General features: G+C 72.5%; 12 protein-coding genes. 3 read left to right on the plus strand and 9 right to left on the minus strand.

Annotated features, from left to right (window positions below):
• Positions 1-73: 73 nt before the first annotated feature.
• Both QSK36_RS22475 and QSK36_RS22480 read right to left on the minus strand, forming a co-directional pair.
• Positions 74-1,801 carry a sigma factor-like helix-turn-helix DNA-binding protein gene (locus QSK36_RS22475; protein ID WP_285783770.1) on the minus strand — a complete coding sequence of 576 codons (1,728 nt, stop codon included), beginning with the start codon at positions 1,799-1,801 and terminating at the stop codon, positions 74-76.
• 134 nt (positions 1,802-1,935) lie between these two features.
• Positions 1,936-3,696 carry a substrate-binding and VWA domain-containing protein gene (locus QSK36_RS22480; RefSeq protein WP_183540105.1) on the minus strand — a complete coding sequence of 587 codons (1,761 nt, stop codon included), beginning with the start codon at positions 3,694-3,696 and terminating at the stop codon, positions 1,936-1,938.
• A gap of 113 nt (positions 3,697-3,809) precedes the next feature.
• On the opposite strand from QSK36_RS22480, the gene QSK36_RS22485 reads away from it, so the two are divergent.
• Positions 3,810-4,619, plus strand: coding sequence for a TrmH family RNA methyltransferase (locus tag QSK36_RS22485; protein ID WP_285783771.1), 810 nt, complete (start codon positions 3,810-3,812; stop codon positions 4,617-4,619).
• On the opposite strand, the gene QSK36_RS22490 is transcribed toward QSK36_RS22485, so the two are convergent.
• The 5 genes from QSK36_RS22490 to QSK36_RS22510 form a co-directional block, all read right to left on the minus strand.
• Positions 4,606-5,466 carry a D-alanyl-D-alanine carboxypeptidase family protein gene (locus QSK36_RS22490; RefSeq protein ID WP_285783772.1) on the minus strand — a complete coding sequence of 287 codons (861 nt, stop codon included), beginning with the start codon at positions 5,464-5,466 and terminating at the stop codon, positions 4,606-4,608. The two genes, QSK36_RS22485 and QSK36_RS22490, sit on opposite strands and share 14 nt — an antisense overlap.
• Positions 5,459-5,962 carry a DedA family protein gene (locus QSK36_RS22495; protein ID WP_285783773.1) on the minus strand — a complete coding sequence of 168 codons (504 nt, stop codon included), beginning with the start codon at positions 5,960-5,962 and terminating at the stop codon, positions 5,459-5,461. The genes QSK36_RS22490 and QSK36_RS22495 overlap by 8 nt, the downstream gene beginning before the upstream one ends.
• Positions 5,963-6,119: 157 nt before the next feature.
• Entirely contained in the window at positions 6,120-9,482 is a 3,363-nt protein-coding gene (locus QSK36_RS22500) for an ATP-binding protein (protein WP_285783774.1), read from the minus strand.
• Positions 9,483-9,651: 169 nt separating this feature from the next.
• Entirely contained in the window at positions 9,652-10,737 is a 1,086-nt protein-coding gene (locus tag QSK36_RS22505) for a lysylphosphatidylglycerol synthase domain-containing protein (RefSeq protein ID WP_183540098.1), read from the minus strand.
• 87 nt (positions 10,738-10,824) lie between these two features.
• The gene (locus QSK36_RS22510; RefSeq protein WP_285783775.1) at positions 10,825-11,736 is read right to left on the minus strand and encodes a PIG-L deacetylase family protein; all 912 of its coding nucleotides are present in this window, start codon (positions 11,734-11,736) and stop codon (positions 10,825-10,827) included.
• A 92-nt stretch (positions 11,737-11,828) separates the two neighbouring features.
• Between QSK36_RS22510 and QSK36_RS22515 the strand changes: the two genes are divergently transcribed.
• A complete protein-coding gene (locus QSK36_RS22515; protein WP_285783776.1) occupies positions 11,829-12,938 on the plus strand; it encodes a glycosyltransferase family 4 protein in 1,110 nt (369 codons plus the stop codon).
• A gap of 356 nt (positions 12,939-13,294) precedes the next feature.
• Here the strand turns inward: QSK36_RS22515 and cysS are convergent, their stop codons facing one another.
• Positions 13,295-14,650, minus strand: a complete 1,356-nt coding sequence (gene cysS, locus QSK36_RS22520) for a cysteine--tRNA ligase (RefSeq protein WP_285783777.1) — start codon at positions 14,648-14,650, stop codon at positions 13,295-13,297.
• Positions 14,651-14,776: 126 nt separating this feature from the next.
• Between cysS and QSK36_RS22525 the strand changes: the two genes are divergently transcribed.
• On the plus strand, positions 14,777-15,520 hold the full coding sequence (locus QSK36_RS22525) for a DUF427 domain-containing protein (RefSeq protein WP_285783778.1): 744 nt from the start codon (positions 14,777-14,779) through the stop codon (positions 15,518-15,520).
• 6 nt (positions 15,521-15,526) lie between these two features.
• Here the strand turns inward: QSK36_RS22525 and QSK36_RS22530 are convergent, their stop codons facing one another.
• The gene (locus tag QSK36_RS22530) at positions 15,527-15,814 is read right to left on the minus strand and encodes a hypothetical protein (RefSeq protein WP_079315904.1); all 288 of its coding nucleotides are present in this window, start codon (positions 15,812-15,814) and stop codon (positions 15,527-15,529) included.
• Between the last annotated feature and the right edge of the window lie 183 nt (positions 15,815-15,997).

Below are 15,997 nucleotides of genomic sequence, written 5' to 3' on the forward strand. Positions count from 1 at the left end.
AATCCTGATTGTTACTGGCGGGTGCCAATCTTCCAACGAGGGTGTAACAACTGGTGATTCTGTGACGGATGCGTCAGGCAGAGGGGGTGGCGGCGGCTTCGCCGGCCGGAGGCGGGCCGTCGCCCGACTCGCCCGCAGAATCGGAGGAGGGGCCGGCCGTGGGGCGGCTCGTGGGACCGGTCGTGGTGTCGGAGGTCGGGTCGGGCAGCGGGCCGGCGTCGCCGTTCCCCTCCTGGCCGTCCCAGGTCATCCGGCACGAGGGCCGGCCGGCCGAGGACTCGAAGGTCACCACGCCCCTGCCCGCGACGCCGGGGTCGACGACGGCGAGCGTGACCCGGCCGCTCGCGCCCGCGCGGAGCCTGCCGTGCCGGGGCGAGACCGCGATCCCGCCCGAGGTCACGGCCGTCCACTCGATCACGGCGTTGCGCGCGGCCAGCGTGATCGACGCGCCCGCGGCCCCGCCCAGGTCTCCGGGGCACAGCGCCGTCAGCGCCGGCCTGGGCACGGGCCGCGTACGGGTGGGAGAGGGCCGCGACCGCCCCGAGGGTGCGGTGGTGTGGGGCGGGGCGGTCGCGGCCGATTGGGGGGAACCGTCTGATGGGGGTGTCTCGTCTCCGGATGCGGCGGGAGTCGCCGTGGGCAGGTCGCTCTCCTCCGGGCCCGGCGTCGAATCTCCGGGGGCAGGCTCTCCGACGGCAGGGTCTCCGGAGGCGGGGCCTCCGGGCGCCGCCGTCGGAGGTACGCGTATCGCCTCGAGCCGTTCGGCCGGAGCCTGACCGGAGACCAGCGCGAGCCCGCCGGCCGCGCCGAACACGCAGACGGCGGCGAGCATGACGGGGGCGGTCCGCAGCGGGCGGGAGCGGATCCGTCTGCGCCCTGTCGGCCCGTGCCCTGTCCGCCCGTGCCCTGCCTGCCTGCCGGTGGTCGCGGGGAAACCGCGCCGGTCGAACTCGGCGGTGGTGGCGGCTGTGGTGGCGGTGGCGGTGGTGGCGGCGTCACGCCGGTCGGCGTGGAGCGCGGATTCGATCACCCGGCGGCGCAGGGAGAGCGGGGGGAAGGCGACGGGGATCATGTCGAGCAGCCGCTCGGCCGACACGTGCCTGCCCCGGCCCTCGCGGCAGATCTCACAGGCCGCGATGTGCTTGCTCAACCTCTTGCGCAGGGGAGGAGCGAGAGGGCCGTCCTGCCAGGCGGCGCCCACGCCGTGGTCGACCAGGGCCGACAGCTCCGGGCAGTGGGCCCGGCCGACCCTGGCCAGCACGAGGGCCGCCGCGGCGTTCTCCAGGTGGTCGCGGGCCCGGGTGAGCCGCGCCGACACCTGCCGGGAGGCGAGCCCGAGGACCGATCCGATCTCGGCCGTCGTCAGGCCGTGCCGTACGGCGAGTTCGAGCGCCTCGCGCTCGTGGTCGCCGAGTTCCCCCAGCGCCTCCCGCACCAGCGCGGCGAGCGGCGGGTCCGCGGACTCCTCCACGGCGATGACGGGTCCGGTGACCTCCTTCCCCCCTCGCGCGGCCCCTTTTCTGGTGGCGCTGTGGAACCGGGTCAGCGCGTACAGCCACGCCCGCAGCCGGGCCGGTTCCTTCAGCCGGTCGGCGCAGCAGGACGCGGCGACGAGGGCGTCGTGCACCGCACGCTCCGCCGCGTCGAGGTCGCGCACCAGCGCGTACGCGTAGTCGCTCAGCCGGTCGGCGTAGGCGTCGTACAGCGCGGCCGTGGCCTGGGCGTCGGCGCCGCCCCCGCGGCGCAGCGCCTCCAGCAGTCGGTGGTCGTCGGCTCGCCCGACGCCGGGCCATTCGGGCAACGAACATTCCTCCCCGTGTGACGGAACCTGGTCTTGCCGGTCCCCACACGAGTGGGACGCCGTCCCCTCTGGCGTCGTTTACGGATCACAGTGTCATGCCCAACCGGCATGACCTGGGAAAACAGGTGCGGATGTTACTGGAGACGACGCGCGATGCCCTTGAGGAAGATGTTGCGGATCTCGAGGACCGTCTGCGGGAAGTAGGCGGCGCCGCCGGTCGCCTTGGCGATGGAGGCCATCTGCGTCCGGTCCTCGTCCTTCTGCGTGTTGAACGAGATGATCAGGATGCTCACCGGCCGCTTGGGGTCGTAGGCGTCCTTCAGCTTGCGCAGGATCTCGGCATTGGAGATGCCGCCGTTCGGGTCGTCGTTGCCGACGCCGTCGGTGAACAGCAGGATCGTGTTGACCTTGTCGGGCTCGTACTCCTTGGTCATCTTCTGGTAGGCGGCCCACAGGGTGTCGTTCAGGCCGGTGTTGCCCGTGGGAATGGCCTTCGCCTGACGCAGTGCCTGCGAGATCATTTCGCGCCGGGTCACCCCGTTGACCTGCTGGGCCAGCGGCCCGATCTGCACGACGGGCTTCCAGTCGACGCCCTCGCCGCGCAGGTTGTCGGAGAAGGCCCAGATGCCCATCTCGGCCTTGTCCGGGAAGAGCTTCAGGCCCTCGACGGTGAGGTCGCTGATCGCGCGCATCCGGCTCACACCGGTTTTGTCGGCGGGCAGCGCCATGGTTCCGGAGATGTCGATGAGGGAGAGCAGCCTGGTGCCGAGCTTGATCTGGTGCCACGCCTGCGAGAGGCGGGTGACGGTCGCGGCGTCCGGCAGCGGGATCGCGGCCGGCTTCTTCGCGTTCACGCCGTTGTCGGGCTTCAGCAGGCTGCCGCCCTTGCCGTCGGGCGCGCGGAAGCCGTAGTCCTGGACGGTCTTCCTGCCGTTGGGCGAGGTCACCTCGGTCGCCAGGGCCTGCGCCGCCTTACGCGTCGTGGCGTCCTTCGCCGTGACGATGATCGGGTAGTCGAGGTTGATCGTTCCCTCGGCCGGATAGAGCGCGACCGCCGGGTTCGAGGGGGTGGTCGTCGTGTTGTACGACCACACGGCCTGCTCGGACGTCACGCCGACCGGGATGCGGGCGGCGGCCTTGGTCAGCGTGGCGAACATGCTGTCGGGGGTCGACACGGTGGACTCCGACAACTGGCGCAGCACGCCGACGAGCGTCTCCTCGCTGCCGCCCCCCTGCTTGAGCACGGCGGCCCCGGCGAGCAGCGCGCCGAGGCCGGCGGCGTTCTGCGTGGGATCGAGCGCGAGCACGCGCACCTTCCGCGCCAGGCCGTCGGGGTTGGCGGCGTTCGCCGCGCTCATCAGGCCGGTCCAGCTCGGGCTGAAGGCCGACTGGAGCTTGTCCGCGCCGGTCTTGGACGCGGCGAGCACGACGGGGGTGCTCGCGGCGTTCCCGGCGGGCTCCGGCGCGTTCTTGACGCCGCTCAGCCACAGGCTGGAGTCGGGGATCCACAGGTCGGGGTCCAGCTTGCCGCTGGTGGGACCGGTGCCCGCCATCGCGTTGGCGACGTCGGCCGGCTCGGCGGCCTTGACCGTGACGGCGACGCACTTGCCGTCCAGAGCCTTGCCCGACTTGCCGAACCTGGTGGCGATCTTCTGGACGGCGGGCTGGATGTCGGGGGCGGCGACGACCGAGAGCTTGACCTTCTCGCCGGCGCAGCCCGGGCTCTTGTTCACCACCACGTACGCGGCGACGCCGAGGAGCACGGCCAGGGCGACCGCTCCGGCCAGCGGGACGAACACCGTCCCCCGCCCGGCCCGCCGCCGCGGCGGCGGCGGGGGCTCGTACTGGGGGTCGAAGCCGCCATCGAGTTCGTCTGTGCGGTGCCGTCCGCCCACGGTGCTCTCTCCGATGTCGACTGGCCGTAACAGGTTTACGGAACGATACTGGCAAAAGTCATAACTTGCGCCTGATGTGCGGGAGTCCACCTCGCAGGCCGTAGCCTTGGCCCGTGGTCATCCCGGTCGAGGACGCCGCCGATCCGCGCCTGTCGGACTACGTGCGGCTGCGCGACGTCGATCTGCGCAAGAGTGTCGAGAGCGAGCGCGGGCTGTTCGTCGCCGAGGGCGAGAAGGTCATCCGGCGGGCGATCGGCGCGGGCCATCCGGTGCGCTCGGTGCTGACCACGGCCAAGTGGCTCGACGCGCTGGCCGACGTCGTCGGGGAGGCCACCGTCTATGTGGTCTCCGACCGGGTGATGGAGGGGATCACCGGCTTCCAGGTGCACCGGGGCGCGCTCGCCGCGATGGAGCGCACCCCGCTTCCCCCGGTCGGCGAACTCCTCACGGACGCGGGGTCGCGGATCCTCGTCCTGGAGGACCTGGTCGACCACGGCAACGTGGGGGCGATCTTCCGCTGCGCGGCGGCGCTCGGCGTCGGTGCGATCGTGCTGTCACCGCGCTGCGCCGACCCCCTCTATCGCAGGGCCGTCAAGGTGTCGATGGGGGCGGTGTTCGCGATCCCGTACGCCCGGATGACCGACTGGCACGGCGGCCTGGCGGAGATCAGGGCGGCCGGGTTCCGCCTGCTGGCGCTCACGCCCGACCAGTCGGCCGTGCCGCTGGACAAGGCCCCGCTGTCCGGCCGGGTCGCGCTGATGCTCGGCTCGGAGGGCGACGGGCTGTCGTCCCACTGGCTGCACGAGGCCGACCAGCCCGTCTGCATCCCGATGAGCCCGCGGGCGATGGACCTCGGCGTCGACTCCCTGAACGTGGTGGCCGCCGCGGCCGTCGCCTGTCACGGCCTGCTCAGGGGAGCGTGACCCCGGCCCCCGCCTCGGCACTCTCACCGGTGTCCTGGCCGGCCCAGTCGAGCAGCTTGCGTGCCGTGGCGAACCTCGCCCTGTCGCTGCGCTCGCCCAGCACGACCCCCACGTACGTGCGCCCGTCCCGGACGGCGGCGAACGACAGGCAGTAGCCGGCCTGGTTGGTGAAGCCGGTCTTCAGCCCAACCGCGCCGTCGTCCAGCAGGTCGTTGGTGTTGCGCCACACGTGCGCCCGGTGGAGGGCCGACTTCCCGACCACCCGCTTGGGCGTCCTGGCGATGGACGCGATCACGGGGTCGCGCAGCGCCGCCACGGCCAGCGTCGCCTGGTCGCGGGCGGTGGAGTACCCCTTCGACGGCAGCCCGTCGGGGTTGGCGTAGCGGGTGTCGCGCAGGCCGAGAGCCCGCGCCGCGTCGTTCATCTTGGCGACGAACTTCGCCGTCCCCGGGCCGTACCGCTCGGCGAGCGCGTGGGCGGCGTCCGCTCCCGAGGGGAGCATGAGCCCGTAGAGCAGGTCGCGCACCGTGAGCCGCTCGCCCGCCCGCAGGCCCGCCGTCGTGGCGCCGCCCGCCGTCGCGTGCCGTACGTCGGCCTTGGTGATGGTCACCACGTCGTCCAGCCGGACCTGCCGCCGCACCACGTAGGCGGTCATGACCTTGGTCAGGCTCGCGACCGGCACCCGGCGCGTCTCGCGCTTGGCGAACTGGACCGTTCCCTCCGTGGTGTCCACCAGGTAGGCCTCCCTGGCCGTGACCGAGGGCGCTTCAGCGGCCTGAGCGGGCGCGGCCGCGGTCCCTGCCGTGACGAGGGCGGCGGCCAGCGCGATGAGTACCCCGTTACGCATCCCGACATGATCGCACGGCTTCGGGTGCGGCGGGCGCGTCCCCGTTCCGGCTCCTCCTGCGGCGCCGTACGAGGAGGGCGACGACCAGGGCCGCGACGGCGACGACGGCGGCGGCCAGCGCGGGGGACCGGGCCGCCAGCGACAGCCAGGCCCACAGGAGCGAGTAGAGGCCGAAGGAGGCCACCGGCACCCAGGTCAGGCAGCCGAGCGCGCTGGCCACCACATACCAGCGGTAGTTGACCCGCAGCGCCCCCGCGACCCACGGCAGCGTGTGCCGCAGGCCAGGCACCCAGAAGCAGCCGTAGACGGCGAGCGCGCCCCACCGGCGCACCACGTTCTCCACGCGCTCGATCCGCTCCCGGCCGATCCTGCGGCCCATCCGCGAGCGGTAGAGCGCCTCGCCGAGCCTGCGGCCGACCCAGTAGTACACCTGGAACGCGCCGAACAGGGCGACCGCGCCGACCGCGACGACCAGCCACAGAGGGAGGCCGAACACGGAGGCGGCCGTAGGGTCAGGGATCCGCACGTGCTCTCACCGCCGGTCATCGGGGCAGTCATTTAGGCAAGCCTCACCTTAGCGCCCTGGATCGCGCTGATTGCACGCGAATGTCAACCGGCGATCGATCCGTCCTTTCCCTGCCTCCTCTGCTTGCTCATCTGTTCGCGAGCGCCCCGTGCGCCTCGGCGACCCAGCGGGGCACGCCCACCCGCTCGGCCACGGCCAGCGCCTTCTCGTAGTGGTCGCGGGCCGGCAGGCCGAGCCGTACGGCGAGGTCGCCGAGCGTCTTCGCCACCGGCCACAGGGCGACCACGCCGGTGCCCGCCCCGGCGATGCGGTCGCGGAACGGCGCCAGCTTCTCGTACGCCTCCCGCATCCGGCCCTCGTCGTCCAGCAGCATCCCGGCGAGCGCCCGCCAGATGAGGGCGAGCTCGTAGAGGAAGTCGGTGCGGACCGGCTCCCGGCTCGCGGCCACCACCTGGGCGTCCCTCACGTGGCCGGCCGAGGCGAGCGCCACGGCGTACGCGTCGAGCGTCCACTTCGCGCCGCGCTGGTGGGCCTCGCCCAGCGGCTCGGCCATCTCGGCGGCCCGCCCGTCCACCAGGTGCAGGCAGAACGTGGCGATCAGCGGCAGGTCCTGGCGGCCTTCGAGCATGCCGGCCCGCGCGGTCAGCCGTGCCGCGTTCCGGTAGGCCCGCTCGGCCCCCGCGTAGTCACCGGTGATCATCAACCGCTGCCCGGCGTACCACGCGCCGACGGCCGCGGGGGCGGGCAGGGCGTACTGCCGCCCGAGGCGTTCGGCCTGCGCGAGGTGCTCGTCGGCCTCGGCGAAGTCGCCGCGGGCCGCCGCGCACTCCAGCAGCACGAGGTGCGCCAGCGTCTGCACCGAGATCTGGCCCGACTCCGCTCCGACCCGCAGCAGCTCACGGCCGATGGTCTCGCGCTCGTCGACCTGCGTCAGCGTGTACGACTGCCGCAGCCGCCCGCTGAGCGCCATCGCCAGCAGCGCGGGGTCGCCGCTCGACCTGGCCAGCTCCTCGGCCTCCAGTGACGCCTGGTAGCCGCGCTCGGTGGCCGACCCCTCCAGCTCCAGGGCAAGCGTGGCGAGCAGGCTGGCCCGCAGCGACTGCTCGCCCTGCGGCAGCTCGACCAGCGCCTTCTCGGTGACGTCGACGATCTCCCAGGCCGTGCGCGTGAAGTCGCGGGCGATGCCCTTGTGCGGCACCGCGAGCGCCGCCGCGACCCGGGCGGTCAGCTCCAGGTCGCCGAGGGGCAGCGCGACCGACATCGCCTCCCCCCGGTGCGCGCGGGCGGCGGTCATGTCCCCGCACAGCGCCAGCGCCCTGATCATCCGCAGCTGAAGCTCCAGCCGGTCGCGTACCGAGCCGCGGCCCGCGTGGACCCGGCCTGTGGCAGCACGGTCGAAGGCGGCGATGGCCTGCTGCCAGAGCGTCGCGGCCTCCCGGTGGGCGAACCTGCGCTCGGCCTGCTCGGCCGCCAGCCCGGCGTACCGTACGGCCTTCGCGGCGGTCTCCACCGTGCCCGCCGCGTCGTAGTGGTGGGCCAGCGCGGCCACGTCGTTCGGGCTGCGCTGCTCGATCACCGAGGCGACCGCGGCGTGCAGTCGCGAGCGGCGCAACCGGGAGGCGTCCGAGTAGAGCGTGTCCCTGACCAGGTCGTGGTCGAACCTGAGCAGGCCGGGGCCCGGCTCGGTCACCAGCCCGGCGAGCAGCGCCGCCTCGACCGCGTCCACCACGGCGTCCTCGTCGCCGGACACGTCGACCAGGACGTCCACGTCCACATCGCGGCCGATCACGGCGGCCTGCAGCAACACCTGCTGGGCCCGCTCAGGCAGCCGGGCGATCCGCCGCCGCAGCACGTCGCGCACGCCCGAGGGCACCTCGGAGATGTCGGCCTCGGCCTCGAACAGCCGGGCCGTCTCCTTGACGAAGAACGGGTTGCCCCCGGCCCGCTCGACGATCGTGCTGACGACCTCGTCGTCCACGTCGTGCACGCAGGTCGCCCGGACGAGCTCCGCCACCGCGGCGTCGTCGAGGCCGCCGAGCCCCACGCGTACGGGGTCGAGCCGGGCCAGCGCGGCCAGCACGTCCTGCTGCTGGTCGTTCAGCTCGCCGTCGCGGCAGGTCACCACGACGAGCACGCGGCTGGCCGCGAGCAGGCTGGGCAGCGCGCGCAGCAGTGCGAGCGTCTGGTCGTCGGCCCAGTGCAGGTCCTCCAGGAGGATCAGCAGCGGGGCCTCGCGCGCCACGGCCGACAGGTAGCCGCCGACGGCCCGGTGCAGCCGGAAGCCGCCCGACGCCTCGTCGTCGGCGATGTCGGGAGCGGCGTCGTCGAGCAGCGGCGCCAGCAACGCGGCATACTCGCCCGCGCCCCTGCGGGCGACCAGGGCGCGCAGCACCTCGACCCAGGCCCAGCCGGGCGGGGTCGCCGTGCTGTCGGGGCAGCCACCGGTCGCCCCTATCCAGCCGTCGCCCTCCAGGCGCTCGAACAGCCGCCGCACCAGTGTGGTCTTCCCCGCGCCGGGATCGCCGCTGACCACGGTGACCGTGAACCGGCCCGCCTGGGCGCGGGGCGCGGCGGCGGCGAGCGCGGCCAGTTCGGCGTCGCGCCCGACGAACGGCTCGGGCTCCAGCGGCGGGGCGTCGCCGGTGGCGAGCGGCCGGGGCGGCCAGGTCGCGGTGATCTCGGCGGGCCGCCGGGGCGCGGGGAGCACGAGGTCGAGCCCGGGGTCCTGGGCCAGGATGTCCGACTCCAGCTTCCGCAGCGCCGGCCCGGGGTCGATGCCCAGCTCGTCGGACAGGATCGTGCGGGCCCGGCGCAGCGCGGCGAGCGCGTCGCCCTGCCGCCCGCACCGGTACAGCCCGAGCGCGAGCAGCCGCCACCCCTCCTCGCGCAGGGCGTGCTCGGTGGTCAGCGCCTCCAGGTCGGGCACGGTCTCGGCGTGCAGGCCCATCCGCAGCCCGGCGTCGGCGTGCCGCTCCCTGGCCACCAGGCGCAGCTCGCTCAGCCGCGCCACCTCCGCCTCCGCCCAGGACTGGTCGGCGAAGTCCGAGTACGGCGTGCCCTGCCACAGCGCCAGCGCCGAGTCCAGCCGGGCCCGGGCGGCCTGGGGGCTCTCCTCCAGCCGCTCCCCGGCCGAGCGGACCATGGCCTCGAAGCGGAGCGCGTCCACCTGTTCCGGGGCGGCGCGCAGGGCGTACCCCGACGCGACGGTCACGAGCAGGCGGTTGGGCCCGCCGCGCGGGCGGTTGGGCTCAAGCACGCGGCGCAGCCGGGAGATGTAGACCTGCAATCCCGACTGGGCGCCCTTGGCGGTGTCGTCGTCCCACAGGTCGAACAGCAGGGTGTCCACGGGCACGACCTGGCCGCGCGCCACGAGCAGGCGGGCCAGCACGGCGCGCTGCCGCAGCCCGCCGAGGTCGAGCTCGTCGGTGCCGTCGTGCGCCCCCACAGGACCGAGGACCCGGAACGTCACCGGGCTCGTCGGGGGGCTCATCGGGCGCTCCTCCGCTGTCGTGCGTCGTGCCTGCCGGCCGCCGCTGGTCGTCCTATCTCAGGCGTCACCGTATGCGCGCCCGCGAAGGGGCACAAGGCATTCACCAACCCGGACACCCTCACCTTCTCGCCCGCGAGTGTAGGAGATCGGCAGGGTGACCCGCAGTTGATCAGCGGACCCGGGTGCGGTGCGGGGAGGCGGCCGATTCCGCCTCCGCGTTCGCGGCGCGGGTCTCCCGCCTGCGCAGCAGGGCCCATCCGCCGAGCGCGAGCCCGCCCCAGGGGATCTCGATCGTATAGGTCCAGAAGCCGAACAGCACGGCGGCCGCGGTGGCCCCGCCGGCGGGCTGGCCGAACGCCCCGATCAGCAGCGTGGCGACGCCCCCCTCCATGATCCCCGCTCCGCTGGGCGTGACGAGGGCGGTGGTGAGGACGCGGCTGAGCGCGAAGACGGCGACGGTCTCGGCCGGCCCCGGGTACGAGTCGGTGGCGACCAGGCAGGCGGCCATGATCAGGCACTGCAGGACGAGGAAGGCGACCATCCCGAGCGACAGGCCCGCCCACCGGCTGTGGATGATGTCGGTCGTGTCCCTGCGCAGCCGTTCGATCGCCGCCGACGCCGCGTGCTCCGCCGGGCGGAACCGCCGGGGCGCGAGCCGTACGAGCCCGTCGAGGACGCGGCCGAGGACGGCGGCCGCGCGGTCCCAGTACAGCGCCGTGGCGACGACGGCGACGAGGACGAGGATCGAGACGGCCCCGGCCCAGCCCGCCTTGGCGACCGTGGGATTGGTGGCCTTGCCCGCCATCAGCAGGCACACGATCCCCACGGCGGGCAGGATGAACCGGAACAGCGAGTTCCAGATGCCGGTGACCAGCGTGTAGACGACGATCGGCCGGTTGGCGAAGCCCCAGCCGCGGGTCATGCCGAACGTCAGGGCCACGCCCGCCGCGCCGCCGAACGGCAGCAGGTTGCTGACCGCGCTTCCCGCCGCGTTGAGCGTGAGCGCCTGCGTGTGCGTGAGGCCGGGCAGCGCGGAGGTCATCACGAACGTGTACGCCCACAGGCTCGCCAGCCACAGAACGGTCATCAGCGCGATCGTCTGCCACCCGAGACCGCCGAACTGGTGGCCGATCTCCGTCCAGCTCACGGTGGCGCCGGTCAGCGTGTGCACGATCTCCGGGAGATAGAGCACCAGCGCCGCGGCCAGCCCGAGCGAGACCACAGACAGCGCGATCTGCAGCCACTTCCTGTTCACCCGCGTACGCCCCAATCCGGTGTCGGTCCCCTCCAGTCTGCCGGGCCCCGGGGGCGGCCGAATCCTCCTGGCGGAGGATCACGCCCCTTAGGGGGCGGCCTGCGGGCTGCCGTCGAAGGGATGCCGCAGGCGGGTGCCGCGGGGCAGGCCGCGGCGTACGTACCACTCGGTGCCGAAGACGAAGCGGTAGGCGAATACGGGGATCTTCAGCATCGCGCCCAGCGTGCGGTCGCCGTCGCCGCCGGTGGCCTGGCTGGCGTGGGCCGCCATCGCCGCCCGCTTGGCCTTGGCGTACTTGCGCACGTTGACCCGGTGGGTGATCGCGTCGCGGGGCGAGTAGGCCCGCTCGAAGCTCCGCACGTCGATCGCCGGGTAGAACCGGGAGGCCAGCCGCACACCTTTCAGCAGCAGGTCGCGGTCGACCGTCGCCTCCAGCACGATGGGCGTCCCGGCGATCTCTGCGGCCCGGCTTCCGACCCGGTAGACCTGCACGTGGTCGGGGTGGCCGTAGCCGCCGGCCGGGTCGTAGATCGTGAGCAGGTCGGCGGCCTCCTCCTTGAGCACCGAGGCCAGCCCTTGCGCGGCCTCCTCGATGTCGGCGTCGATGAACGCGTTGTCCGGCCGGTCGTCGGCCACGCCGCCGTCGATGGCCAGGCCGGAGTCGCCGTAGCCGAGCAGCACGACCCGGGCGCAGCCCAGGGCCGCAGCCGAGCGGTGCAGCTCGTCCATGCGGGCTCTGCCCAGCTCCTCGCCGTGGGGAAGGTCGGCGAGGCCGCGCTCGCCGGCCGTCGCGACGACGAGCACCACGCGATGCCCCTCGTTGGCCAGCATGGCCATGGTCCCGGCGGTCAGCAGCGCCTCGTCGTCGGGATGGGCGTGGAAGAACACCGCCGTCCTCATCGCGCCCCACGGAACGTCGTCATCGCGTGCTCCACTCGTCAGCGCCATCGCGGCTGCCGTCGCGGCTGCCGTCGCGGCCAGTTCCGCCCATGATCCCACGTGGCCCAGGTCGCGCGACGTCGCCCTCCCCGTGAGCAGTCTGAATAGGCGTGCGGTTTGATGGGCGTGGCGTGCTCTGCCAGGCTGACCCGGTGAGGATTCTTCACGTCAGCGACTGCTACCTGCCGCGGCTCGGAGGGATCGAGGTGCAGGTCGCCGACCTCGTCAGGGCCCAGCGGGAGGCGGGCCACACGGTCGAGGTGGTGACGGCGACGCCGGGGGAGCAGCTGCCCGGGGTGCACCGGGTGGTCGCGAACCTCCCCTTCGACCTGCCGGTCCATCCGCGCGGCACGGCCCACCTTCTCCGGATCATGGCGAGCGGACGGTTCGACGTGGTGCACGTCCACACGGGGGCGGTCTCGCCGTTCGCGTGGATGGGAGTGCGCGCGGCGGTCCGGTCCGGGCTGCCGGTGGTCGCGACCGTCCACAGCATGTGGGATCCGGTCACCCGCGGCGTCTACCGGGCGCTGCAGGCGGCGTTCGAGTGGCGGCGCTGGGGCCTGGTCCTCACCGCCGTCAGCGAGGCCGCCGCGCGCCCCATCCGCGCCGTGGCCGGGCCCCGCGTGCCCGTACAGGTGGTGTCGAACGGCCTGGACGTGACCGCGTGGCGGCCCGAGCCCGGTTCGGTACGGGACGCGGAGGACGGGCCGGTGGACGACGTCGTCCATGTGGTGGCGGTCGGCAGACTGGCGCCGCGCAAGCAGCCGTTGCGGCTGCTGAAGCTGCTGGAGACGGTGCGCACCCGGGTGCCGAGGGACATCGCGATGCGCGCGACGATCGTGGGCGACGGCCCGGCCCGCGGGCGTATGGAGCGCTACCTGCGGGCGCGCCGGATGGGCTGGGTGTCGCTGCCGGGCAGGTACAGCCGGGAGCAGATCAAGGACCTGCTGGCCGTGGCCGACGTGTTCGTGGCCCCGGCTCCGCGTGAGTCGTTCGGCCTGGCCGCGCTCGAGGCCCGCGCGGCCGGCGTGCCGGTGGTGGCGCGGGCGCAGAGCGGCGTGGCCGACTTCGTCAGGCCGGGCAAGGAGGGCCTGCTGGGCCGCACGTTCGACGATCTCGTCGCCTCGGTCGTACGGCTGGCCCGCGACTCCGCCCTGCGTCAGTCGATCGCCGAGCACAACAGGGAGACGGAGCCGGTCCGGTGCTCCTGGCCCGCCGTCCTGGAGGGCTTCGCCCACTGCTACGAGCTGGCCAAGAGCTGATCCGGGCCACCGGGGTCCAAGAAGCGGGGTCTAGTAGGGGAGGACCCTTCCCGAGGGGGTGCGCAGGTCCATCGGAGCGGGAGTTCTCGGTGGCCGCGGTCGCGGCACGATCTGCACCTTCTTCATCGGGGCCCTCCTTTCGGCGGTGTCCGTCAGCTGGTGCCGTCATGATTCCCATGAATTGGCCGAAATTATCCTCCGCGCGTCAGTTCTTGTTCTTGTAACGTGCGCCCGTCGGTCACCCGCACGTCGCAGACTGCCCGTCGGGGCTACTCGCACGCCGTGGTCGTGTCCGTGCCCCGAGAGGCCGGACTCGGCCGGGATGTGAGCGTTCACTCCGGGCCGGGCGTCAAGATCTATCTGATAAGCGCGGCGTGCTCGATTTGGCGCCGTTTAGCGAGCGCCCTCTCGATGTGCTGCTCCATGATCCGCGCGCGTTCGTGATCTCCCTGCCGGGCACTGGCGGCGGCGAGATTACGCACCACCCGGAGTACGGCCCCCGCGACTTCCTGCAGATGCGTTTCCCGATGCCAGGTGTCGCTGAGCGGATCGAGGCCGAGCACATTCAGCATGGCCCGGACCGATCGGCATTTCCCGGCCGCCCGCCGGCGATCTCCGGACGCCAGTGCGGCGTTGCCTTCGGCCACTGCGCCGTGGACGGCCGCGAGGGCCTGAGGCACGTTCAGGTCGTTGTCCATGGCATCGCTGAACTGCGGGGGAAGGGACGCGGCGGCGTCGGAGGCCACCCGCAGCACGAACCTCTCGATCCTCCGGTAGGCCGCCGCCGCCTCGTCCAGGGCGTCGGGGCTGAATTCCACCGGCGACCGGTAATGGGCCGCCGCCAGGTAATAGCGGAGTTCGGCCGGCCGTACGCGGTCGAGCAGGGCCGGGACGGCCAGTGGATTGCGGAGATGTTTGCGTATCTTCTCGCCCCGGTGCGTCACCGGCCCGTTGTGCAGCCAGAAGCGTGCGAACGAATCCCCGGCGGCCCGCGACTGGGCCATCTCGTTCTCGTGGTGCGGAAATATCAGATTGGCCCCGCCGCCGTGGATGTCGAATTCGGCGCCCAAATATCTGCGGGCCATCGCGGAACATTCCAGATGCCACCCCGGGCGCCCCTCACCCCAGGGGGAGTTCCACGCCGGCTCGCCGGGTTTGGCGCTCTTCCACAGCGCGAAATCACGCGGATCGCGCTTTCCGTGCTCGTTTTCCTCGGCCGCTCGCAGATGCCTGGCCTGCTGCCGGGAGAGGGACCCGTAATGCGGGTAGGAGCCGACCGAGAAATAGACGTTGCCGTCGGACTCGTAGGCGTGCCCGGACGCCACGAGCTGCTCCACCATCTCGACCATCTCCGGGATGTGTCCCGTCGCCCGCGGCTCCACGCTGGGCGGAAGGCATCCCAGGGCGGTGTACGTGCGGACGAAGGCGCGGTGGACGGGATCGGTGATCCGCCACCACGGAACCCCCTCGGAAATGGCCCGGTGAATTATCTTGTCCTCGATGTCGGTGACGTTCCGGCAGAGCAGGACCTCATATCCGCTGCTTTTCAGCCAGCGGTGCAGGATGTCGAAATTCACCTGCGACCTGAGCTGTCCCAGATGCGGCGGGACGACGACGGTGGGACCGCAGAGATAAATCGACACCGTTCCGGGAATTCGGGGGGCGAAATCGCGGACGGCGCGGCGATGCGTATCGTAAAGGCGAAGACCCACCTAGCCGAGGGTAAGCGACTTATCCGCTCGCTGTCGATAGCGCGGGCCGACCCCGCCCCGCACACCGGGAAATGGCGATTGTGAGGCCGGGGAATAAGGACGATCCGCCCGCTGGTTGGCGCAGGCATGGAGCCGACGAAACGGGGCCGCGTCCGGGTGGAGACGACGGCCAAGCGCGTGCGTGTCTACGTCGAGGGCCGGGCGGTGGCCGACACCACCCGGGCCCTGCTGGTCTGGGAGGTCCCCTACTACCCGACGTACTACTTCCCGGCGGACGACGTCCGCGTGGAGGAGCTGAAGGCCAGCGGGGAGACGCGGCACTCGCCCAGCAGGGGAGACGCGGCGGTCCACGACGTGGCCGGCCGGGCGGGCGCCGCCCTGAGGTACGGGGACGACGCGCCGCTGGAGCAGATCCGGGGCCACGTTCGCTTCGACTGGAACGCGATGGACAACTGGTTCGAGGAGGACGAGGAGGTCTTCGTCCACGCCCGCGACCCGTACACGCGGGTGGACATCCTGGCCAGCTCGCGCCACGTCCGCGTGGAGGTGGGCGGCGTGACCGTCGCCGACTCGCGCAGCCCGCGCATCCTGTTCGAGACCGGCCTGCCGCCGCGCTACTACCTGCAGAAGACCGACGTGCGGCTGGACCTGCTGCGCCCGTCCGAGACCGTGACGCACTGCCCGTACAAGGGCCGCGCGGTGTACTGGTCGGTCGGCGACGACGAGTCCGGCAAGGACCTCGTCTGGTCCTATCCCACGCCGCTCCCGGAGTCCCAGAAGATCGCCGGGCTGGTCGCCTTCTACGACGAGAAGGTGGACGTGTACGTCGACGGCGTCCTCCAGGACCGCCCCACGTCCAAGTTCGCCTGACCTGATTCAGCGGCGGATCACGTGGAGGACGCTGGCGATCCGTTCGGCGGCGGTGACGACGTCGGAGGCGTGCCCGATCCGGCCCGCCCAGGACAGCCAGTACCACCACTCGCCGTCGCTGGCGTTGGACGCGAGCACGTCCTCGGCCATCGTGGGCTCCATGGGGTTGATGACGCGCAGACGGGGATAGAGGCCTGCCGGCGCGGTCAGGCGTACCTGGAAGGAGTGGGCCTCGAGCTGCGCGGCGAGCCGCTCCAGGTGGTCCATCGCCTCGCTGCGGTCTACCGTCGTCATGGTCAGCCTCCGGAACGTCAGGACCTATCACCGGAAAGGGTGAACCCGCAACGACCCACCGGCAATCGCCCCGATTCCCCGAAACCGTGCAATAACCAGGGAACTCACCGGGATTCCGTGGAACACACGCGGGTTCGCGAACACGAAGGCATAACAGTCTCGGGCGTTGCGTGCCTGCGCGTT

This window comes from Microbispora sp. NBRC 16548 (genome assembly GCF_030268985.1).
In the GTDB taxonomy this organism is placed as follows: domain Bacteria; phylum Actinomycetota; class Actinomycetes; order Streptosporangiales; family Streptosporangiaceae; genus Microbispora; species Microbispora catharanthi.

Bases quoted from the DNA above. Each gene is read 5' to 3' on its own strand.
- QSK36_RS22490 (WP_285783772.1), bottom strand. From the start codon at position 5,466: ATGCGTAACGGGGTACTCATCGCGCTGGCCGCCGCCCTCGTCACGGCA.
- QSK36_RS22500 (WP_285783774.1), bottom strand. From the start codon at position 9,482: ATGAGCCCCCCGACGAGCCCGGTGACGTTCCGGGTCCTCGGTCCTGTG.
- QSK36_RS22525 (WP_285783778.1), top strand. From the start codon at position 14,777: ATGGAGCCGACGAAACGGGGCCGCGTCCGGGTGGAGACGACGGCCAAG.
- QSK36_RS22530 (WP_079315904.1), bottom strand. From the start codon at position 15,814: ATGACGACGGTAGACCGCAGCGAGGCGATGGACCACCTGGAGCGGCTC.